The sequence below is a fragment of the Cytobacillus kochii genome (assembly GCF_044790165.1).
GTDB lineage: Bacteria > Bacillota > Bacilli > Bacillales > Cytobacillaceae > Cytobacillus > Cytobacillus kochii.
In genome coordinates this window covers 2837635-2860231 of sequence record NZ_CP085254.1, presented here as the reverse complement: position 1 = coordinate 2860231, position 22597 = coordinate 2837635, and the positions used below count along the sequence as shown (strand labels likewise).

The 22597-nt window shown below is 36.3% G+C and carries 26 protein-coding genes; 23 read left to right on the top strand and 3 right to left on the bottom strand.

Going from position 1 to position 22597, the window contains the following annotated elements; genetic code table 11:
• Positions 1-134: 134 nt before the first annotated feature.
• From LG276_RS14620 to LG276_RS14565, 12 genes are all read left to right on the top strand, one after another.
• Complete coding sequence (locus LG276_RS14620) at positions 135-935, top strand: formate/nitrite transporter family protein (RefSeq protein WP_224937491.1); 801 nt, start codon at positions 135-137, stop codon at positions 933-935.
• 61 nt (positions 936-996) lie between these two features.
• Positions 997-1119 carry a hypothetical protein gene (locus LG276_RS14615; protein WP_263624244.1) on the top strand — a complete coding sequence of 41 codons (123 nt, stop codon included), beginning with the start codon at positions 997-999 and terminating at the stop codon, positions 1117-1119.
• A gap of 224 nt (positions 1120-1343) precedes the next feature.
• Positions 1344-2429: a type III polyketide synthase gene (locus LG276_RS14610; RefSeq protein ID WP_404292222.1), complete on the top strand. Its 1086-nt coding sequence runs from the start codon at positions 1344-1346 to the stop codon at positions 2427-2429.
• A gap of 5 nt (positions 2430-2434) precedes the next feature.
• Positions 2435-2986: an isoprenylcysteine carboxyl methyltransferase family protein gene (locus LG276_RS14605; protein WP_281202333.1), complete on the top strand. Its 552-nt coding sequence runs from the start codon at positions 2435-2437 to the stop codon at positions 2984-2986.
• Positions 2987-3004: 18 nt separating this feature from the next.
• Positions 3005-3178, top strand: a complete 174-nt coding sequence (locus LG276_RS14600) for a hypothetical protein (protein ID WP_281202334.1) — start codon at positions 3005-3007, stop codon at positions 3176-3178.
• A 194-nt stretch (positions 3179-3372) separates the two neighbouring features.
• Positions 3373-7023, top strand: a complete 3651-nt coding sequence (locus LG276_RS14595; RefSeq protein WP_404292220.1) for a dynamin family protein — start codon at positions 3373-3375, stop codon at positions 7021-7023.
• A gap of 28 nt (positions 7024-7051) precedes the next feature.
• Positions 7052-7246, top strand: a complete 195-nt coding sequence (locus LG276_RS14590) for a hypothetical protein (RefSeq protein ID WP_251162026.1) — start codon at positions 7052-7054, stop codon at positions 7244-7246.
• Entirely contained in the window at positions 7230-8063 is an 834-nt protein-coding gene (locus LG276_RS14585; protein WP_224937495.1) for a sulfurtransferase, read from the top strand. The genes LG276_RS14590 and LG276_RS14585 overlap by 17 nt, the downstream gene beginning before the upstream one ends.
• A gap of 210 nt (positions 8064-8273) precedes the next feature.
• Complete coding sequence (locus LG276_RS14580) at positions 8274-9122, top strand: 5'-3' exonuclease (protein WP_251162025.1); 849 nt, start codon at positions 8274-8276, stop codon at positions 9120-9122.
• 190 nt (positions 9123-9312) lie between these two features.
• On the top strand, positions 9313-9561 hold the full coding sequence (locus tag LG276_RS14575; protein WP_224937496.1) for a transcriptional regulator SplA domain-containing protein: 249 nt from the start codon (positions 9313-9315) through the stop codon (positions 9559-9561).
• Positions 9558-10583, top strand: a complete 1026-nt coding sequence (gene splB, locus LG276_RS14570) for a spore photoproduct lyase (protein ID WP_224937497.1) — start codon at positions 9558-9560, stop codon at positions 10581-10583. The genes LG276_RS14575 and splB overlap by 4 nt, the downstream gene beginning before the upstream one ends.
• A gap of 76 nt (positions 10584-10659) precedes the next feature.
• The gene (locus LG276_RS14565) at positions 10660-10929 is read left to right on the top strand and encodes a DUF6123 family protein (protein WP_224937498.1); all 270 of its coding nucleotides are present in this window, start codon (positions 10660-10662) and stop codon (positions 10927-10929) included.
• A gap of 84 nt (positions 10930-11013) precedes the next feature.
• On the opposite strand, the gene LG276_RS14560 is transcribed toward LG276_RS14565, so the two are convergent.
• Positions 11014-11925, bottom strand: a complete 912-nt coding sequence (locus LG276_RS14560) for a DMT family transporter (RefSeq protein WP_404292217.1) — start codon at positions 11923-11925, stop codon at positions 11014-11016.
• Positions 11925-12317, bottom strand: coding sequence for a reverse transcriptase-like protein (locus LG276_RS14555; RefSeq protein WP_281202340.1), 393 nt, complete (start codon positions 12315-12317; stop codon positions 11925-11927). Before LG276_RS14555 ends, LG276_RS14560 begins: the two co-directional genes overlap by 1 nt.
• Before the next feature lie 200 nt (positions 12318-12517).
• Between LG276_RS14555 and LG276_RS14550 the strand changes: the two genes are divergently transcribed.
• Positions 12518-13174, top strand: coding sequence for a reverse transcriptase-like protein (locus LG276_RS14550; protein WP_404292215.1), 657 nt, complete (start codon positions 12518-12520; stop codon positions 13172-13174).
• Positions 13175-13189: 15 nt separating this feature from the next.
• Complete coding sequence (locus LG276_RS14545; protein ID WP_095372834.1) at positions 13190-13369, top strand: zinc-finger domain-containing protein; 180 nt, start codon at positions 13190-13192, stop codon at positions 13367-13369.
• Between the two features lie 40 nt (positions 13370-13409).
• Here LG276_RS14545 and cspD read toward each other — a convergent pair whose 3' ends face one another.
• Positions 13410-13610 (bottom strand): cold-shock protein CspD, encoded by a 201-nt coding sequence (cspD, locus tag LG276_RS14540; protein WP_053476725.1) that lies wholly within the window; start codon positions 13608-13610, stop codon positions 13410-13412.
• Positions 13611-13997: 387 nt separating this feature from the next.
• On the opposite strand from cspD, the gene LG276_RS14535 reads away from it, so the two are divergent.
• From LG276_RS14535 to LG276_RS14495, 9 genes are all read left to right on the top strand, one after another.
• Positions 13998-14324, top strand: coding sequence for a hypothetical protein (locus LG276_RS14535; RefSeq protein WP_251161879.1), 327 nt, complete (start codon positions 13998-14000; stop codon positions 14322-14324).
• A 263-nt stretch (positions 14325-14587) separates the two neighbouring features.
• Complete coding sequence (locus LG276_RS14530) at positions 14588-15505, top strand: metal ABC transporter solute-binding protein, Zn/Mn family (RefSeq protein ID WP_224937503.1); 918 nt, start codon at positions 14588-14590, stop codon at positions 15503-15505.
• Between the two features lie 38 nt (positions 15506-15543).
• On the top strand, positions 15544-16299 hold the full coding sequence (locus LG276_RS14525) for a metal ABC transporter ATP-binding protein (RefSeq protein WP_224937504.1): 756 nt from the start codon (positions 15544-15546) through the stop codon (positions 16297-16299).
• A gap of 8 nt (positions 16300-16307) precedes the next feature.
• The gene (locus tag LG276_RS14520; RefSeq protein ID WP_281202399.1) at positions 16308-17219 is read left to right on the top strand and encodes a metal ABC transporter permease; all 912 of its coding nucleotides are present in this window, start codon (positions 16308-16310) and stop codon (positions 17217-17219) included.
• A complete protein-coding gene (locus LG276_RS14515; protein WP_224937505.1) occupies positions 17220-18110 on the top strand; it encodes a metal ABC transporter permease in 891 nt (296 codons plus the stop codon).
• Positions 18111-18302: 192 nt separating this feature from the next.
• Positions 18303-20453 (top strand): DNA topoisomerase III, encoded by a 2151-nt coding sequence (locus LG276_RS14510; RefSeq protein WP_404292213.1) that lies wholly within the window; start codon positions 18303-18305, stop codon positions 20451-20453.
• A gap of 196 nt (positions 20454-20649) precedes the next feature.
• On the top strand, positions 20650-21072 hold the full coding sequence (gene mntR, locus LG276_RS14505) for a transcriptional regulator MntR (RefSeq protein ID WP_095372840.1): 423 nt from the start codon (positions 20650-20652) through the stop codon (positions 21070-21072).
• 118 nt (positions 21073-21190) lie between these two features.
• Entirely contained in the window at positions 21191-21871 is a 681-nt protein-coding gene (locus LG276_RS14500) for a class I SAM-dependent methyltransferase (RefSeq protein WP_251161877.1), read from the top strand.
• A 4-nt stretch (positions 21872-21875) separates the two neighbouring features.
• Positions 21876-22568, top strand: a complete 693-nt coding sequence (locus LG276_RS14495) for an AIM24 family protein (RefSeq protein WP_404292210.1) — start codon at positions 21876-21878, stop codon at positions 22566-22568.
• Positions 22569-22597 lie beyond the last annotated feature (29 nt).

The following is a 22597-nucleotide window of genomic DNA, read 5'->3' as shown; positions in this document are numbered from 1 at the left end:
ACAACAAACAATATAAATATGATGACTGATACTTCTGTAGGTGATTGCAGAAGGGTTAGGCAGCATTCTTTGAAATCCTTTACAAAAGTAGGGGGTGTCTGAGTGCTGCCTTTTTTATTTAGGGGGTAGTTAGAATGGGATTTAGTAAACCGCAAGAAATTATGGAACAGACGATTGCAACAGGTGTTGCAAAAACGAAAACACCACTTTTGTCGCTGTTGGTTTTAGGCTTTTTAGGTGGGGCATTTATTGCACTAGGATTTTTATTAGACATTCGTGTTATTGGGAATTTACCGGCAGAGTGGGGAAGTTTCGGATCGTTTTTAGGTGCAGCAGTTTTCCCTTTAGGCCTTGTATTAGTAGTATTGGCTGGGGCTGAATTGATTACAGGTAACATGATGTCAGTTGCGAGTGCTTTGTTCTCAAAGAGAATTAGTCTTGGGCAATTATTAAATAATTGGTTTTGGGTGTTATTATCCAATTTTGTAGGGGCACTGTTTGTTGCTTATTTCTTTGGACATGTCGTTGGATTAACAGAGACAGGTCCATATCTAGATAAAACAGTAGCGATTGCTGGTGCAAAAATTGATGATACATTCTTACAAACATTTGTTTCAGCGATTGGTTGTAACTGGCTCGTATGCCTAGCTGTTTGGTTAGCTTATGGTGCTCATGATTTTGCAGGTAAAATTTTGGCTATTTGGTTCCCGGTTATGGCATTTGTTGCGATTGGATTCCAGCACGTTGTTGCCAACATGTTCGTTATTCCAGCTGCGATTTTTGCAGGTTCGTTTACTTGGATAGATTTCATTGGTAATATCATACCTGCCTTTTTAGGTAATGTAGTTGGAGGGGCTGTTTTTGTTGGTCTAGCTTACTTTGTCTCCTATAAACCAAAAAATGAAACAAATGCTCAGTTGAAAAAAGCTTCATAATAGAAACACAATCATCATAGCTTACATAAAATAATCTATTAGAGATATTGGATGTGAGCAAATGCAGCAATATTATTGTGATTATTGTAAAACGCTATATAAAGAACAAGGGGTTTGCCGTGTTTGTGGTCAAATCATTGATAAAACGATTATCATTGATGTGCATAAGCAAGGCAATAAATAAGCAAATATAATTGGTAAAGTTTGCGTAATGCCAAGAGAGCCACTTTAAGATATGATAAAAGGGCACAGCAACTCCTTCAAAACACATCTTTCTGAGCCGAATGAGATAACTCATTCGGCTTTTTTTAATGCAAAAAATGAACGAGAAAGATTAAAAACCAATCAATGCATAAATATCCTTATTAAGGAAAAAATACCCGTACATAGATAGAAAGGGAGTTCCTTATGCCAGCTATTTTATCCATCTCAGAAGTACCCCCGCCAAATGAAATTGCTCAAAATGAAGTGGTAGCATTTGCACGCCACTTATTTGGGCAATCGTTCAAAGATATCGATCGTTTACTAAAAGTATTTCAAAATGGACAAATTGAAAAACGTCATTTTGCCAAAGAACTAGATTGGTTTAAAGAGGACCATAGCTTTGCTGATAAAAATGATGCCTTCATTGAAACGGGAGTTAAACTTGGGTGTGAGGCGATTGAAAAATGTTTAACAACGAGGGAGTTTCTAAATCAACCTATTAAGTATCAAGAGATAGATGCGATTTTTACGATTACTAGCTCAGGTTTAGCTACACCATCGCTTGAGGCAAGAATAATGAATCTATTACCCTTTTCTGAGCAAACAAAAAGGATCCCAATATGGGGTTTAGGCTGTGCAGGTGGTGCATCGGGTTTATCGAGGGCTTATGAATATTGCTTAGCTTATCCAAAAGCAAAGGTTTTAGTATTAACAATTGAATTATGCAGTTTAACTTTTCAAAGAAATGATCGCTCTAAGAGTAATCTTGTTGGTACTTCTTTATTTGCTGATGGTGTTGCCTGTGCATTAATCGCAGGTGATGAAAGTGGTTATCGAAAATATCAGAAATTGCCTGCCATCCCCCATATATACGGGACACAATCAACGACAAAAAAGGATTCGCTTGATGTAATGGGTTGGGACGTAAAGGATGATGGTTTATATGTCATATTCTCAAGAGATATTCCCACAATTATTGAAGGCTGGCTGAAGCCAAATGTACAGAAATTCTTAAATCAATTCTCATTACAAATAACCGATTTGCAACATTTTATTGCTCATCCAGGTGGAAAAAAAGTGATTGATGCTTATCAAGCGTCTTTACACATTCCTGCTGAGATGACCGCCACTTCATTAGATGTTCTAAGGGAGTTCGGCAATATGTCATCAAGCACAATATTATATGTCTTGCGAAGGTTTTTTCTACTTGGAAAAAAGGATGATATAGGTTTGGCAACTGCCTTAGGGCCAGGTTTTAGCTCGGAATTACTTTTATTAAAATGGAGGTGAATTAAATGTTTTTTTATTTTCTTCTATTTGTTATTACTCAACGGTGTATAGAGTTAATCGTCGCAAGATTCAATGAGGACTGGATGAAAAAAAGAGGTGGCATTGAATTTGGTCAAAGTCATTATCCACTAATCGTTATGGTACATAGTTTGTTTTTTATTGTTCTAACAGTTGAGGTAATTGTGTTCGGCAAAGGATTATCTCCTTATTGGTATTATTTACTGCCATTATTTATACTCACACAAGTAATAAGAATATGGGTGTTATCTTCCTTAGGGAGATTCTGGAATACAAAGATTATTGTTTTACCTCATGCAAAAGTGGTAACTAAAGGACCATATCGTTGGCTAAAGCACCCAAACTATACAGTCGTTGCCATGGAGTTTCTTATTATGCCTCTATTGTTTCAAGCTTACTATACTGCACTTGTTTTCACTCTGTTGAATTTCTTTATTTTAGCCATTCGTATTCCAGTTGAGGAAGAAGCATTAAAAGCATTAACGAAATATGAAGAAGCCTTTCCAATGAAGAGAGATGAAGAAATAGGAAAAATTTGAAAAAGGTTTATTTTAGTATTGAAAATCATTCTCGATTATGATAAATTATTAATTGAAGATGATACTTATTCTCAATTAATGAAAGGCGTGATACATTTGACAGCTCTTTTTGTGGTTGGCACTATCGCTGTATATGGTGCAGTAATGAAATATGTGTTGAATGGTGTTACAAAGTCTGAAGCAAATTCTTAAATTAGCGTTTACCCCTTTATTACATATAGGAAGAAGCCTTAGTGAGTGAGGCTTCTTCTTTTTTTTGGTGAAAATACCAATTTTCCTAACGAAAGGTTCACTTTACCCCATATTTATAATATATTAATACCTATATAGGAAAAAAGCTTGCGCAATTGTAATAGTAGTAAATTGATGTGACAAGGGGATTAATTATGGTTCAAACAGTGGGTAAACAACTTAGTCAAAATGAATTAATTGAAAGAATAGCAGCATTATCATTGTTTTTTGAACAAAATGGAGATAATGTTTCTGCTTCAAGAGCAAGAGACCTCGTCTATAAATTACGAGATTCACAATACGCGATTGCATTTTGTGGACATTTCTCTGCGGGTAAATCGAGCATGATAAATAAAATTGTGGGAGAAAACTTACTGCCATCCAGCCCTATCCCAACAAGTGCGAATTTAGTTAAAGTGAAATCTGGAGAGGATTATGCCAAGGTGTATCTAAAGGAAGGGATGCCAAAGCTCTATCCTGCACCTTATGATTATGAAAAAATTAAAAAATATAGTAAAGATGGCGACCTCATTCATACCGTAGAAATTAGCCATTCGGAAACAAATTTGCCAAAAGATACGGTTATTATGGATACACCAGGAATTGATTCAACAGATGATGCACATAGAATTGCTACTGAGTCGGCTCTACATTTAGCTGATATGGTCTTTTATGTGATGGATTATAATCATGTGCAATCAGAACTCAATTTCTTATTCACTAAAGACTTAACTGCAGCGGGTAAACAAGTATACTTAATTATCAATCAAATAGATAAACATCGAGAAGAAGAATTAAGTTTTCAACATTTTACTGAAAGTGTAAAGGATTCTTTCGCCTCGTGGGGCGTTCAACCTGAAAGAATCTTCTATACATCGTTGAAGAAACCAGAGTTACCACATAATGATTTTTCTGCTCTTCAGAAATTCATCTACGAGCAAATTGGCCAAAAAGATAGGCTCTTACCACAATCTGTTCTTCACTCATTACAGAAGTTAACTGAAGATCATTTTATCTACTTAGAAGAAAAAGACGCTCATGACATAGCAGCTAATGAGGAAATTTTAGCAGCTCTGCCTGAAGATGAACGAGCGCTCGTATTTGAAAAGATTGAACAATTACAGTCACATAAACAAGCATTGCAGCAAAAAAAATATCAGGCAGAAATTGATTTGAATCATGATATGGAAGATATCTTAAATAATGCTTATTTAATGCCGTTTCAAACGAGAGAATTAGCTGAGAATTACTTAGAATCGATGCAACCTGGCTTTAAAGTGGGCCTATTATTTGCGAAGGCTAAAACTGAACAAGAACGAAGTACAAGGCTAAGTCTTTTATATAACGATTTAAAGGAAAAAGTCCAATCGCAAATTGAATGGCATGTGAAAGAGTTATTCTTAAAAAAATTAAAAGATGATCACATACATCATAATGAGTTACAGTCACAAGCTCAAAACATTAATATCAATATACCAGAAAGCCTGTTAAAGACAGCTATTAAAGAAGGGGCGAGGCTCTCAGGTGATTATGTTTTGCAATATACAAGGGATGTGTCTGATGCTGTAAAAAAAGAAACGAAGAAACAAATAATCAACTGGAAAGAGTTGTATTTGAAAGAGTTAGAAGAGTTAGCTAATGAAAAAATTCTCGCAATGAAAGATGAATGGGATGCTTATGCTCGTTTCGGTGAGGCACTTAATATATTACAGGAAATTAAAGCAAAACAATCAGAGCAAAAAGCAGAAATTAAGAAGCTATTGGCAGGAGAGCTAGACCATAAAAAAGTTTCAGCTTCCGTCCAAGAGTTAATGAGACCAAAGGATGAAGATGTCCAAATTATTCGTGAAGGTGAAGAAGAGTTTGTTGATAATAAACAAGTAGTGACTACTCATTCAATTGTTGAAAAAGAAATGAACCAAGAAAATAATCATGAAGCTGATATCGAGGCACTAATTAGTAAGCTCGAGCATACCGCAAAAGAGTTACGAGATATCCCAGGTTTCCACAAAATATCAGCAGAGCTATTAGAGAAAGCTGACCGACTACAATCACGTAGTTTCACTGTTGCTTTGTTCGGTGCCTTTAGTGCTGGAAAATCTTCGTTTGCCAACGCATTAATTGGTGAAAAAATCTTGCCGGTATCGCCAAATCCAACAACTGCTGCCATTAATAAAATTATGCCTGTTACTGCTGAGTACCCTCATGGTACAGTTAAGGTATTTGTAAAAAGTGAAAAAGTCATGTTTGCAGATATTAATCGTTCACTACAAGTCTTTAATCAACAAGCGCAATCATTTAGTGAAGCCATAGGGAAGATAGATGTGATTTTAAAAGAGCATCACGACTTTGATGCACATGAAAAAACGCACTTTGCCTTTCTTGCGGCCTTTGGCAAAGGTTATAATAATTTTCAGGAAAAGCTTGGGAAAGAAGTGATCACAGACCTCACAGAACTAGCAGATTATGTTGCTAAAGAAGAAAAATCATGTTTTGTTGAGATGATTGAAGTATATTATCAATGTGATTTGACTGACAGAGGCATTACACTCGTTGATACTCCAGGTGCGGATTCCATTAACGCACGTCATACAGGAGTAGCTTTTGACTATATTAAAAACTCAGATGCCATTCTTTTCGTGACGTACTATAATCATGCTTTCTCCAAAGCCGATCGTGAGTTCCTTATACAGTTGGGCCGGGTTAAAGATGCGTTCGAACTTGATAAAATGTTCTTTATTGTCAATGCCATTGACCTTGCAAGTGATGAAGAGGAGAAAAACGATGTCTTGCAATATGTTCATGATCAGCTCATTCAATACGGCATTAGAAGACCAACATTACATGGGTTATCGAGTTTACAGGCATTATTCGAAAAACAATCAGGCGAAGAACATTCTTCTGGAATGAAGGATTTTGAAGAAAGTTTCTATCGTTTCATTAATCACGATTTGATGTCACTTTCATTATCTGCTGCTGAACTTGAGTGGAATCGAGTAATGAACCAATTGCGCACATTTATCGAATCTTCTAAAGAAAGTAAAGAAGCCAAGTTAGCAAAAAGAGAACTTCTGACGAATGAACTAGCGATTATTAAAGAGAAAATTGCTAAAGATGATCTTGATTTATTAACTCAAGCATTAAATCAAGAAGCGGATGAACTAGTGTTTTATATCAAACAAAGAGTTTTCTTACGATTTAATGATTTCTTAAAAGAATCTTTTAATCCAGGACAATTAAAAGAGGATGGCCGTGATATGAAAAAAGCGCTCCAAGTAGCTTTGGAGGACTTTTTACAAAGTTTCGGATATGATTTTGCTCAAGAATTACGAGCGACGACCATTCGTCTAGAAGTATTTATAGGAAAGTTATTACAACAAACCTACGAGAAACGAAGTAACCAAGTAAACCAATTGAATCGCGATGTAACCTTTAGTCGTCCAGAAAATCCTTCTTTTGAAGGGGTGAATTTTGAGTCTGCTTTCAGTAACGTGGATCGCACTACATTTAAAAAAGCAATGAGTTATTTTAAAAACCCTAAGAACTTCTTTGAGAAGAATGAAAGAAAATTACTAGCAGAAAGTCTTGAGGAAAGCTTGCAAGAACCAACAGATGTATATTTACATGAATCATCTAAACAACTCAAAGATTATTATGATGAAAAACTTTCAGCCGTTTATCAACAACTACTGTCTGATTTAATTGCTGAATCAGAAGAGTATTATAAAGGGTTGTTAGCAACATTATCTCAAGACTTCCCAATTGAACAGCTAGTTGCAACAGAAGAACGTCTGAGGGCCTATTAAGGCATTGGAGGTGACATGCTTGAAAGATGTGAATGCCTTTCATGTATGTGCAACTTGTGTAAACTTCTTAGCCGTTAAAAATGAAAATGGAATGAGATATTTTTGTGAACGTTTAGGTTATGAAACGATGCCTAATTACAAGTTTAATTGCTGGGAGCCTAAGGATCATGTGAAAAGACTTATTGAAAAAAGAAAGGGTGACGGGGATGAACAGCTTAGTTAACGTAGAATGGCTCTTCCAACATCTAAATGATGTGAGAGTGATTGATTGTAGATTTAACCTCGCTAATCCTGAAGAAGGATTTGAGCAGTATCGCACCGGTCATATTCCCGGCGCTGTTTATTTTCACCTAGAACAAGATCTATCATCAAAAGTAGAAGAGCATGGGGGTAGACACCCACTGCCTTTAGCAGAGCAATTTGTCCAGAAGGCAGAAGCGGTCGGAATAACGAATGATACAAAAATTGTCGTTTATGACAACGGGGAAGGGTCATTTGCTGCTCGTTGTTGGTGGGTGTTTCACTATTTTGGTCATGAGCAAGTATATATTTTAGATGGCGGCTTTAAAGAATGGCTAGCTTCAGGTCATCCTACTGAAAGCAAGGTTCAGTCATTTGGTCGCGGTGAATTCACAGCAACCATTCAAACGGACATGGTTGCCGATTACAAACAAGTAAAAGAAGCAATTGAGCATTCGAATAATGAAGTGGTGTTAATTGATTCAAGAGAAGAAAAGAGATATCTCGGTTTGATTGAACCGATTGATAAGAAAGCAGGTCATATACCTGGAGCAATGAATAAAGTTTGGATGGACACTTTAAGTGAAGGCAAGTTTAAATCAATTGATGAGCAAAAGCAACGGTTTTCAGAAATTGAGAAAGACAAGCATATTATAGTTTATTGTGGTTCAGGGATTACGGCCTCTCCCAATTATTTAGCATTAAAAGAAGCTGGTTACAAAAATGTAAAGCTCTATCCTGGTAGCTTTAGTGATTGGATTTCTTATGACGAGCATCCCATTGCTACGAAAGAGAAATAATTTTTATAGGGAAATCCGACCTCGTTGTCACCTTAACTGGTTGCGATGACAACGGATTTTCCTCTTTTTTTGCAGCAATAAATCCGTTACAGAGCGAAAACCATACATTTTTTATATCTATGTTATAATAATGATACTTTAGATGGAGGAGGAACAATTTTGAACGAAAATCAACAACCACAAAACCCGCGATTCCTTCTTGTAGATGGGATGGCTTTATTATTTCGAGCTTATTTTGCAACAGCTGTTACTGGTCAATTTATGTATAACTCTAAAGGAACGCCAACCAATGGCATATATGGATTTATGAAGCATTTCTTAATGGGTGTGAACCATTTTAACCCTAGCCATGTTGCCGTTTGTTGGGATATGGGCAGTAAAACATTCAGAACAGATATGTATAACGGGTATAAATCAAATCGACCGGAAGCACCGATTGAATTGGTCCCACAATTTGAGCTGGCGAAAGATATGGTCGCGAGCTTTGATATTCCAAATATCGGTGTGACAGGTTATGAAGCAGATGATTGTATCGGCACGCTTTCACAGGTTTTAAAAGAAGAAGCAGAGGTTGTGATTCTTACAGGGGATCGTGATATTTTACAGGTATTAGATAAGAATGTATCGGTTGCCCTTTTGAAAAAAGGGATGGGTAATTATGAAGTCCACACACCAGATAGCTTTTATGAAGAGAAAGGGATACAACCAAGGCAGTTAATCGATTTAAAAGCATTTATGGGTGACCCAAGCGATAATTATCCTGGGGTAAAGGGGATTGGTGAGAAGACTGCATTAAAACTCTTACAAACATACGAGCATATAGAAGGCGTATTAGAGAACATCGAAGCACTAACAAAAGGGCAAAAAACTAAAATCGAGCAAGATTTGGACATGCTACATTTAAGTAGACAATTAGCAGAAATTAAATGTGATGTTCCTGTTGAATGTACTTTATTAGAAGCTGAATGGAAATATAACGTAAATAAAGTTAATCAGAAGCTAGAAGAAATTGAACTAAGAGGTATTGCTAAATTACTGCGTCAACCTGCAGTGATTTAACGTTTAAGTCATTGGGAATAGTCATTCCTGATGGCTTTTTTTGTTATATTAAATTGCGTTTTCCACACCTAAACTTTCCGGTTCATCGTATATTGCACTTCCTCTCAATAAATTTACCAAAATTATTATAGCAAGTATTTAAGAAACTAACACAAAATGTATGATAGATCATTCATTTAAAGGAGACGTTATGATGAATTATAATGCTGGTGATATTGTTTATGTTTTTTATCGTAATCCGCATACACAAGATGTAGCTAATATTCAGGCTGCTGCGGTCGTCAATAACCCAGAGCGACCAGGTGAGTTAGCATTGTTTTTATATGAAAATTATTATCCATTAACAGAGGAAGTGGCTGTTTTCTCGAATGAAGCAGAAGCATATGAAACATATGGGAGCTATTTTAATGATACCCTCCAAGGAGGGATAGACGATTGAAGCCATTCGAGCCAAAACTTGTTTATTTTGAACCGAACGCGCTGGATTATCCACTTGGCCAACAATTAAAGAAGCGGTTTGAAAGTACGGATGTAGAAATAAGGTATACAACCTCCCATAATCAAGTCAGAAATTTACCAGGGGACAATGATTTTCAAAAATATCGTGTCGCTAAATCTACGTTAGTTGTCGGTATAAGGAAAACGTTAAAGTTTGATACATCAAAGCCCTCAGCAGAATATGCGATTCCATTCGCGACTGGATGTATGGGACATTGCCATTATTGTTATCTACAAACAACAATGGGAAGTAAACCTTATATTCGCACATATGTAAATGTAGACGAGATTCTAACTGCTGCTGATGAATATATGGCGGAAAGAGCACCAGAAATAACAAGATTTGAAGCATCTTGTACATCAGATATTGTTGGCATTGACCATATTACTCACACATTAAAAAGAGCGATTGAACATTTTGGGCAATCAGAATATGGTAAATTGCGGTTTGTGACAAAGTTTCATCATGTCGATCATTTATTAGATGCGAACCATAATGGTAAAACACGTTTTCGCTTTAGTGTGAATGCTGATTATGTGATTAAGTTTTTTGAACCTGGAACATCAAGATTGAAAGATCGTATAGAAGCTGCTGGTAAAGTGGCGAGAGCTGGTTATCCGCTCGGTTTTATTGTGGCACCTATTTATTTACATGACGGTTGGCAACAAGGATATTATGAAATGTTTGAACGGTTAGAAGCCGAGTTGCCGATTGAAGCAAAAAAAGATTTAACTTTTGAATTTATTCAACATCGTTTTACTAAGCCGGCGAAACGAGTAATTGAAAAAAACTATCCAATGACAAAACTTGAACTAGATGAGGAAAAAAGACGATATAAATGGGGAAAGTATGGGATTGGAAAATATGTTTATAAAAAAGAAGAAGAGGAAGATATAAAGGAGACGCTCTATCAATATATGGTAAAATTCTTTCCTGAAGCAAAGTTAGAATACTTCACTTAATATTGTAGAAACTTGTCGGAAAATAAGCTAAAATATAGGTATTGAGTAGGAGAAAAAGAGGGGACTGGCGCGACCATTGAAATCGTTAGAAGAATATTTATGCCATTTAGAAGGTAAAGGATTTCAGCTTGAAGAAGATAGTATAGGCTTTATATACTTCGGTAAACATTACACAAATGCACCAGATGAATTAGTTAATACAGCAATAGAGATGACATTAAAGGCGCAAAAATCATTTGATGGCAGTTTTTATTTATCACTGTTAGAGCGTTTTATGGGAAATAATATACCGAACCGCAAGGAAGCAATTAACTATATGAAAAAGAGTTTGCATATATCTATTTAAAACATAAAAAATGAACAAGCATGATGTGGAGGCTGAACTGCGCCCCAATTTTTAGACATATGAGCTAACAATTGGAGGTACAGTTCATTTTTTTTCGATTGAATTCTCAGTAAAACGTTCTTTTTGTGGCCACTCAGCTAATATCATACCAAGTAGGATGAATAGGCAACCAAATATGGCGATGATCGATAAACGGTCTCCAGCAAAGATATAGCCTGTCAGTGCAGCGAAAACAGGCTCCATTGCAAATATAATAGCGACTCTTGTTGGAGAGGTGAATTGCTGGAAGTGTGTTTGTGCTAAAAAGGCCAGCCCTGTAGCTAAAATACTTGTAATTAGTAAGGCGAATATAACCTCTTGCCTGAATAATAATTCACTATCGTAAGACCATCCCTCATAGAAAAAACCTGATAAAAAAGAGAGTAAACCCACAGTTGTTACTTGGATAATAGTTAAAATAATAGCTGAATGAGCCTGTGCAAATAGATTTGTTAATATGATATGCAAAGCAAAACCTAATGCACAAATGAATACAAAACCATCACCTTTATTAAATGCAGAGATATCTTGTGCTGTTAGTAAGTAAAGTCCTAATGTAGCGACAAATACGCCAATAACAGCATAACGAGTAATCTTTATGTTTAATATAAAAAGTGATAATATAGGGACAAGAATCACACTCAAACCAGTAATAAAACCTGCTTTACTAGAAGAAGTATAATGAAGCCCAATTGTCTGAAATGTATAGGCGATAAAGAGACATAAACCTAACAAGATACCTGCCATTAGTGTACGTTTAGTTGGTCTTTCCCACTGCTTCCTATAAAAAATAATCGCCATTATTGTTAAGAAAAATGCAGCAATAAGAAAGCGAATACCATTAAATGAAAAGGCGCTAAGAGATTGGAGAGCATTTTGTACAAGAACAAAAGTAGTTCCCCAAATGAACGCGACAAGTAGAAGAGAGAAGTCTGCCGTTTTAGTTGACTGCCACATTATTTTTTATTTCTCCGAATAGCCGCTCTTGCCAATTCGTCCGCCGTTTTATTTTGCATACTTGGTATCCACTTCATAAAGAAAAGATCGAACTGCTTACTTAATTCAAGTGCCTCATCAAGAAGGGGAGCAAACTTTTTATTACGGGCAAATTCCTTTTCAATACTCGCATTTACCACTTGTGAATCCGTGCGAAAGGAAACGGTTCGATAATTATTTTCTTTGCAAATTCTTAATGCTAAAATCAATGCTTGAAACTCTGCTTCATGGTTCTCCATATTTCCAAGTGGAATACTGTGCCTCTCTACATTTCCGTTCGCTTTTATAAATATACCTGCACCACTCGGACCAGGATTACCAGCACTTGCACCGTCTATATATACTTCAATCAATGCAATTCCTCCTTTTGTGATAAAATAGTGGGAGTTCTTTGTAATGCGATGAAGGAGAAATGTTCATAATAATCGTATAACATTAAAGAGATATTTTGCTACAGAAAGACATATGATGAAAAATACAAACTACAAGTAAGTGTAGCATACAAGCACCTTATTTTTGAATCATCATTTTATTAAAAGGCGTGTTAAAATAAATGAAATATCAATTGATTGCAGCTTATAAACTAAAAAATAACGAAAGCTATTTATTTTCTTCCGAATGGTTAGATGGTGAGTCTGCTCTTGATATGGGAGAAGAGTTTTCTCATCATCCTAAATGGACAGAAATAAAGTGTTTGGATGAAAACGGTACATCTTGGACCATAAAAGAATTAAATAAGCTATTAGAAGAAGTAGAAGAAGAACCGCATGATTTAGTGATTTATTTTGATGGTGGCTTTCATGACGAAACGAAGACCTCAGGCTCAGGGGCCGTTATCTACTATCGACAAGGAAAGAAAAAGTATCGTATAAGAGCCAATGAATGTTTTCACGAGTTAGAATCAAATAATGAAGCGGAATATGCTGCCCTTTTCTTTGCTCTTTCACAATTAGAAGAATTAAATGTCAGTCGGCAGACTTGTGAAATAAGAGGAGATGCAAAAGGACTATTAATGCAATTAGCTGGCGAATGGCCTTGTTATGAGAAAGTATTAAATGATTGGTTAGATCGGATTGAGGAAAAGGTGAGCCTACTATCATTAAATGTAACGTACACTCCTATTGTAAGAAAAGAAAATCAAGAAGCACATAAGTTAGCGACACAAAGTTTAAACGGGAAAAAAATCTATAGTAAAATGCAGTTGTTATAGGAAGGAAGGTTTATTGTGGATGAGAAAAAGAAATTAGTAAAAGAGGTTGATCAAGTCATTGATTTTTATTGTGAGGATTGTTTTTTATACAAATATCATCGCAAAGAATATGGACGAAACTTTGCTCACCGATTTTGTATAACCAAATGTACCGTAGGAGAAAAAATCCAAAGTATTGGCAAAAATTTTACATAATAAAAGGCTGGCAATTTTGCCAGCCTTGATTATATACAGATTAAAGTTTTACAACGTTAGCAGCTTGAGGTCCGCGGTTACCTTCAACGATTTCGAAAGAAACTTCTTGACCTTCTTCTAAAGATTTGAAGCCTTCGCCAGTGATAGCTGTGAAATGTACGAATACATCGTCTCCACCTTCAACTTCGATGAAACCGAAACCTTTTTCATTGTTAAACCATTTTACTTTACCGTTTTGCATGTGAACTTTTCCTCCTAAAACTTTGAAGGCTCCAAGCCTTCAGAAAAAATTTTCATCCAACATAAACATACTGCAATATTGTCATGGAATATAGGAAATATATTCTGTTAAATGATGTATTAAATATACAATACTAATCGAATTCCGTCAAGAAATCTGAAAGTTTTTTCTTTAAAATATTGTAAAAATTTCAGTTTTTTCAAAAGGGTGTTGATGAGCACTACTATGTTGGGTTATCAAATAGATATTTTGGTGATAGAAGTAGCTTTTTTTAGAAGAATATAACCATCCTAAATGATTGGTTGAAGTAAGAATGACAAGCTTAGATACATGTTTTGTATTATGCGTTATTAGGAAGAAAGTGTCATAATTAAACGCGGCATTCATATGATAGGTAAATCAATCAAAGAAGGTGGCCATATGTATCGTTTTCGCATCGATGAGAGGGAGTGGATTTTGCGTTTTTCTATTAATGTGGATGCTGATGATATAGAAAAGAATATTATTTTTCAATCGATTGTTAAAATGGGACATGAGATTTTACACTACAATCATGGGGATTCCTTTATTTTATATGACAAAGATATCGGTGCGATCATTTTTTCAATTGAGACGATCCCATCATATATCCTCACCGTTGCCAACATTATAAATGAAGTCGATTGGTTTCAAATAAAAAATGGAATCGTTTCGAGGAAAAAAGATCAGCAGTAGTGATACTTTAGTCTCTTATGAGAAAAAAATTGTTCCTGAAGTTGATAAACGAACCTTAGTTTGATGCAGTTAATAATAAAATGGAGAAACCCGCTGTTTGCGGGTTTTTTCTGTTTTGTCATGTTTACTTATTGACGATTTTTTCACCATGAGTTAAAATGTTGCACATAGGAAACTTTTATAGATTTAGTTAAAAAAGGTGTATCGATTAAAAAAGTATGCATATAATCAAATAAGGAATATAAAGGGAGAGAAGGGTAGAGATGAAAAGAATATTAGTTACTATGTTTAGTTTAATGGTGCTTACAGCTTGTTCAAGTAATGAAGCAGGAAATACCGAAAATGATCAATTAAAAGTAACAACGACTATTGCTCAAATAGCTGATGGTATTGAGCATATCGGTGGTGAACATGTGGAAGTAAATAGTCTGATGGGACCAGGCACAGACCCACATCTTTATAAGGCTACGCAAAGTGACATTAGTCTTCTTCAAGATGCAGATTTAATTATGTATAATGGCTTGCACTTAGAAGGCAAGATGCTTGAAGTGTTAGAGAAAATGGGCGAGAAAACCACTGTTGTGGCAGTAGGCGATTCATTAGAACCATCTAACTTACTAGCTGATAAAGATAATCAAAATGCGGTAGACCCACATATTTGGTTCGATATAGATTTGTGGATAGAGGCATTGACTACAGCAAAGGATGCATTGATTGAAGTAGATCCTGAAAATAAAGATGATTATGAAGCGAATGCAGAAGCATATTTTACAGAGCTGAGAGAATTAAAAGCATATGCTACTGAACAAATTCATTTAATTCCTGAAGAGAAACGTGTTCTAGTCACTGCTCATGACGCTTTTAATTACTTTGGTAATGCTTATGATATGGAAGTTATGGGTTTACAAGGGTTAAGTACAGACGCTGAATATGGTTTAGGGGATGTGCAACATTTAGTGAATACAATTGCTGATAGAGAAATCAATGCCGTTTTTGTAGAGTCAAGTATATCCGAACGTTCAATTAATGCAGTGATTGAAGGAGCGAAGGAAAAGGGCCATACGGTAAGTATAGGGGGAGAATTATACTCTGATGCTATGGGAGAAGAGGGCACTGAACTGGGCACTTATGTTGGTATGTATAAACATAATGTAGATACGATTGTTCAATCATTAAAATAAAGATTGTTTTTATGTAAGTGTATATAGGAGTGATTAGAGTGACAAATCCAATAGAAATAAGAAATTTAACTGTAGCCTACGATAAAACAGCAGTACTAAAGGATGTTCAATTCTCAATACCAAAAGGCAGTTTAACTGGAATTGTTGGACCAAATGGTGCCGGAAAATCCACTTTAATTAAAGCGATATTGGGCCTAATTCCTAAAGTGTCAGGTGAGATTAAAATATACGGAAAACCTTACAAAGCAAAAGATCGTCTTGTTGGTTATGTGCCCCAACGAGGGTCAGTGGATTGGGATTTTCCAACAAGTGCATTAGATGTTGTCTTAATGGGAAGGTATGGCCATATCGGTTGGTTTAAACGACCAGGTAAAGAGGATACGATACTTGCAAAAGAAAGTTTGAAGAAAGTGGGAATGGATTCTTACGCCAATAGGCAAATAAGTCAATTATCCGGGGGGCAACAGCAAAGGGTATTCTTAGCTAGAGCGCTCGTTCAAGACGCACAAGTTTACTTTATGGATGAACCCTTTGTCGGTGTGGATGCAGCAACAGAGAAAGCGATTATACAATTATTAACAGACCTTAAAGATCAAGGGAAAACGGTCATTGTTGTTCATCACGACCTACAAACAGTTGAAGAATACTTTGACCATTGTATTTTATTAAATAAAGAAGTCATTGCATCTGGTGTCACTGAAGAGGTTTTTACAGTAGAACAATTACACCAAACATACGGGGGCAAGCTAGCTTTTTTAGATAAAGGAAAAGTAATGGTGGAACAAAAGAGGTGACATGAGTGATGGAACAAATAGGGCAAATGCTACTAGCAGCAAATACGCAGTGGGTGTTAATTGGTACGCTTCTTCTAGGGTTAGCTAGTGGTATTTTAGGGAGTTTTGCCTTACTAAGAAAACAAAGCTTAATCGGAGATGCTGTTGCACATGCTGCATTACCAGGAATATGTATAGGGTTTATGTTAACAGGAGAGCGGTCGCTCATCATCCTTTTAATAGGAGCAACCGTTACAGGTTTAATAGCTGCTTATTGTATTCAATACATTGCCTCCGCGTCTATTTTAAAAGAAGATACGGCCATTTGTTTAATTCTATCCACGTTTTTCGGCGTAGGTATTGTCTTACTAACGAAAGTACAGCAAATGCCTTCTGGCAATAAGAGCGGTCTAGATTCTTTTATCTTTGGTCAGGCAGCAGGAATGGTTAGTAGTGATGTGAAATTAATGGCAGGGGCAGCAGCATTATTACTTATGGTGACCATTATTTTCTTTAAAGAATTTAAACTAATTACCTTTGATGCGGAATTCGCTAAAGGCTTAGGTTTACCGGTTAGCGCGTTAAACTTTTTATTTATGACCCTTTTAGTAGCTGTTGTTGTAATCGGTATCCAGGCAGTCGGTGTCATTCTGATGGCGGCATTACTTATTACACCTGCAATATCCGCCCGTTATTGGACGAATTCACTTAGTAAAATGGTCATAATTTCTGGCATATTCGGAGCGATATCAGGTGTGATTGGAACTTTAATTAGTTCACTAGATAGAGGGATTCCAACTGGCCCCTTTATCGTAGTAACTGCTACGATTATCTTTTTTATATCCATTCTGTTTGCACCTGCCCGTGGTATCATCACGCTTAAAATCAAACGGAGAATGACCAATCAAAAGCTTCTTCGTGAACAAGGGCAGGTGAAGTAGATGAGTTATGAAATTTGGATTATTATTGTCGCATCATTAGTGGGCATTACTTGTGGTGTAATCGGCTGTTTCCTTATTTTACGGAAGTTGGCGATGCTCGCTGATGCAATTAGTCATACGGTCTTGTTGGGGATTGTGCTTGCTTTTCTAATCAGTCAATCAATGAATGGAATTTATATGCTCATCGGTGCTGCAATAGTTGGTTTATTTACGGCTATGCTTATCCAATTTCTTAATCATAAAGGCATTCAGGAAGACGCATCAATTGGCGTCGTGTTTACCTTCTTTTTTGCTATTGGCGTGATACTTATTACAGTGTTTGCTGATAGTGTTCATTTAGATGTCGATCATGCTTTAATGGGTGAAATTGCCTTTGTTCCATTCGACATGGTGGAAATCGGTTTTTTACCACCGCTTCCAAAAGCATTCATCATGTTATTGAGTATACTGATACTAAATATTATTTTAATGATGTTATTTTATAAAGAACTAAAAATTACATCTTTTGACCCTGCCCTTGCAGCGGCTATTGGTATTCCAGTTATGTTTATTCATTACTTATTGATGGGCATGGTTTCAGTATCAACTGTCGCTTCATTTGATAGTGTCGGTGCCATACTTGTCGTAGCGATGTTAATAGCACCAGGTGCTTCTGCTTATTTATTAACCAATAAACTAAGTCATATGCTGTGTTTAAGTGCATTCTTCGGAGTACTAGCAGCGATTAGTGGTTATTATGTAGCTACCTGGATTGACAGTTCAATCTCTGGTTCAATGGCGATGATGAGTGGGGTTCTATTCGCGCTCGTGTTTATCTTTTCACCAACAAAAGGACTGTTAGGTAAAAAGATGAATCATAAACGTTTTCGATCAGAATCTACTGCCCCTTAAATCGTGTTCATATGTGAGAAAGGCTGTTATTTAAAATAGCAGCCTTTATTCTACTTTTGTTATATAAGAGTTTACGAACGGGAATGTAATAAATAGTAATCCCTCTTAAGTATATCGTACTCTTACTTCTTGCTTTCTTCACATTTTTTAGTAAGATAGAAACATAATATTTTGATAGAAAAGAGAGTAAGAATGAAACTAATTATTGCAGAAAAACCAGACCAAGGAGCTACACTCGCTTCCGTTTTCCCCAAAAAGAAACACCAAGGCTATATCGAAATTCTTCCTAATCCAATTTTGACAGATGGTGGCTTTATCACATGGGCTATCGGGCATTTATGTCAACTCTCTCCTCCTGAAGTGTATAATACAACTTGGAAAAAATGGACATTAGATACACTCCCTCTTCTACCTAACCAGTTTCAGCACGAAGTCTCCAAAGATAAAATAAAGCAATTCCAGGTTATTAAAAAGCTCTTATCACATCCAGAGGTGAATGAAGTCATTCATGCGGGAGATGCAGGGAGAGAAGGGGAACTGATAATAAGAAACATATTGCGTCAAGCAAAATCAAATTTGCCAATGAAGAGATTATGGATTTCTTCATTAACGCCGAATGCCATTAAAAAAGGCTTTCAACAGTTATTAAATGAAGAAGAAACGAGAAACCTTTTTTTCGAAGCTTATACAAGATCATGTGCTGATTGGGTTGTCGGAATGAATGCTTCTAGATTATATACGTTATTATTACAACAAAAAGGATTCTCAGATGTATTCTCGGTTGGTAGAGTACAAACACCTACATTAGCATTGATTGTAAAAAAGGAGCTTGAAATTGAATCATTTGTTTCTGAACCTTTTTGGGAAGTAGAAGCAACCTTCAAGATCACCGGGAAAAAATATAAGGGGAAATGGGAAGATAAGGGTAATAGTCGTATTATGGACAGCGCATTAGCTGAGAAAATTGCTTTGTTTTGCCAAGGGAAGGAAGCAACAATAGCAGATATAAAAAAGGAAAAGAAAGAATTCCTACCGCCTCAATTGTATAATTTGTCAGCACTTCAAGCAGAAGCGAATCGGCGTTTTAAATTCTCACCTAAGAAAACACTTGATATTGTTCAAAAGTTATACCAAAAAGGATGGGTTTCTTATCCTCGTTCCGATTCAAGGCATATTACCACGGAGGAAGCAAACACATTACCACAAATTTTGGCTCGTTATGAAAAAATAAAGGATTTTGAGGATTTCTTTCCTTTACCGTTTTCCTCCATCGTTCAGAATAAACGCTATGTGGATGAAAAGAAAGTCACTGACCATTATGCCATTATTCCGACTGAGCAAATTCCAGACTTCTCCAAACTTGCATCGGAGGAGAAAAAACTTTATGACCTAATTGGGAAAAGTGTCATCGCAGCCCACCATAAGAAAGCAATAATCGAGTACTCGACAATTAAAACCTTGGTTGATGAGCGAGCGATGTTCATCTCTAAAGGAAAAGTAATTGTTGATCAAGGCTATCGCCAAGTGATTTCTCCAGTTGAGAAAGATAAAGATGTGAATCTCCCCTTATTAGATAAAGGAGATAAAGGAATAACAGAAAAAACAGAAGTAAAGGAGAGTAAAACACAGCCTCCTAAAAGGTACACTGAAGGTCAATTAATAACGTTGATGAAGACAGCAGGAAAACATATTGATGATAAAGAACTGGAACAAGTATTAACACAGACAGAAGGACTTGGAACTGAAGCAACAAGAGCGGGCATTATTACGATGCTAAAAGATCGTGGTTATATTGATGTAAAAAAGAATATGGTCTATGCTACTTCAAAAGCCAAGGTTCTCATTATTGCGGTTGGTAAAGAGATATTAGCGTCTCCTGAAATGACGGCGAAATGGGAGCAACGCTTAAAGCAAATCTCTAAAGGAGAGGCATCACCTAAACAATTTATGGATCAAACAAGTCAAATGGTCCATCATTTAATTGCGGCTACGAAGGAAGTAACGAATGAATGGATATTCTCTGAAGAAGATAAACAACAATTTATCCCAAAAACATTTAAGAAAAAGCGACAATCCCCATTAGGCAATTGTCAATTATGTGATGGTCAAGTGATAGACAAGGGTAAATTTTTTGGTTGTAGCAACTATCAGAAAAAGAATTGTACATTTACCTTATCTAAGAAAATTCTCGGTAAGTCAATGACACAAAAAATAGTGAAACAACTATTGAAAAGTGGTGAGACTGATGTGCTGGAAGGTTTCCAAGGGAAAGACAAATTGTTTGCAGCAGCATTGATGTGGGATAAAAAGGAAAATAAAATTAAATTTAAGTTTCCAAACTAACTCTTTCCGTCTATTCCCATATCTTCCTTGTTTCATGAGGATTCTTATAGTAATATTTTAAGTAGTGGTTTTTCATTTGCGTTATAACAGCTTATGAAACCACTATCATTATGCTTTTTTTGAACAAGTAAGCGGCTATACTGTATGTAACAAATATCGTTTATCATAGATGTTAGCCTTTTTTGGGAGGATCCACATGCCAACACCTAGTATGGAAGATTATATAGAACAAATCTATTTATTAATTGAAGAAAAAGGCTATGCACGCGTTTCTGATATCGCAGAAGCACTATCTGTCCACCCTTCTTCAGTCACTAAAATGGTGCAGAAATTAGATAAAGATGAATATCTCGTATATGAAAAATACCGTGGTTTAGTATTAACGACAAAAGGAAAGAAAATAGGCAAACGCCTCGTTTACCGCCATGAGTTATTAGAGCAAATGCTTCGAATTATTGGTGTGAAAGAAGAACATATCTATGAAGATGTTGAGGGAATTGAACATCATTTAAGTTGGGATGCTATTGACCGCATTGGTGATTTAGTACAGTTTTTCGAAGAGAATAAAGATAGAGTAGAGTCATTAAGAGTGGTACAACGAAAAAATGAAGAAGAATAAAAGCAGAGTTATGGAGGGTGGATAACTCTGCTTTTTTTACATTAATATAGACAGAAAATTAAATTTTTTATATCACATAATGTAAAAATAGGTATAAAGAGAGTTAGGTGAATATTTGATGGCTGAATTTGATTGGAAAAAGGCATCAGCTACAGAATGGGATAAGCGGTCGGATAGTTGGCATAAGAGATCAGCAAGTATGTGGAATGAAGGGAGCCGCAAGGAAATTATCCCTTTCTTCCTGCAGTACTTAAAGGCGAATAATCATGTATGTGACCTTGGTTGTGGTGACGGAATGGGGGCTTATAAGCTTTCAACACATGCCATCAATGTAGTCGGGGTCGACGTATCTGATGAAATGCTTATAAAAGCAAATCGGGTGAACCAAACGAATGATAACCAATTCATCAAAGGGGATTTAACAGAACTCCCATTTGTTGAGCATCATTTTGACGGGGTGTTGGCAATAAATTCTATGGAATGGACAGAAAATCCGTATAATGCAGTGAAAGAGGCTGTGAGAATATTGAAGCCGGGTGGTTATGGGTGTTTTGGGATACTGGGACCAACTGCAGGACCTAGAAACAATAGTTTTCCTAGATTACTAGGAGAAAAGGTCATTTGCAACACGATGATGCCATGGGAGTTTGAACAGCTAATGCAAGGGCTCCCAATGAAAAAAGTGGCAGAGCAAGGTGTTTATAAAAAGGCTGCAGAGTCGTTACCTAAAGGAGGATTACCTCTTCCATTGCAGCAAGCATTATCATTTATGTGGATTTTTATTTTCCAAAAGGAGTGAGCTTATGAGTAGGTACTCATTATCAGAGTTTGTTGAGAAAACAGAGCAAGAAGATAGAGGTCAGGGATTATTTGAGTTAGAAACGGATCGGATATTAGAAGTGAACTTACAACAGCAGATTTGGGCAAAAGCTGGCTCCATGATTGCGTATGAAGGTCAAATCAAATTTGTTCGCGAAGGGATTTTAGAACATGGAATTGGGAAAATGTTTAAACGTGCTTTCTCTGGGGAGAGCACAGCTCTTATGAAAGCAACTGGCAGGGGGAAACTCTATTTAGCGGATCAAGGAAAGAAGATTTCTATTATTCGCTTTCATAATGATACATTATGTGTGAGTGCCAATGATTTATTAGCGTTTGAGCCAAGTTTGAAGTGGGACGTCAAGCTTATGAGAAAAGTAGCAGGCATCGTTTCAGGTGGGTTATTCAATATTCGCTTAGAAGGAGAGGGAATGGCTGCAATAACGACTCATTATGAACCACTAACACTTAAGGTAACTCCTGATAAACCGGTATTAACAGATCCCCATGCAACGGTCGCTTGGTCTGGCCATTTGCAACCGGAATTCGTTGCGGATGTCTCATTCAAAACATTTGTAGGCCGTGGTAGCGGTGACTCAGTGCAAATGAAATTTTCAGGCGAAGGTTTTGTCGTTGTCCAACCGTATGAAGAAGGTGGCTATGTGCAGCAGAATTAGTTTACATGCAATGGATGTTTGTATAAGGG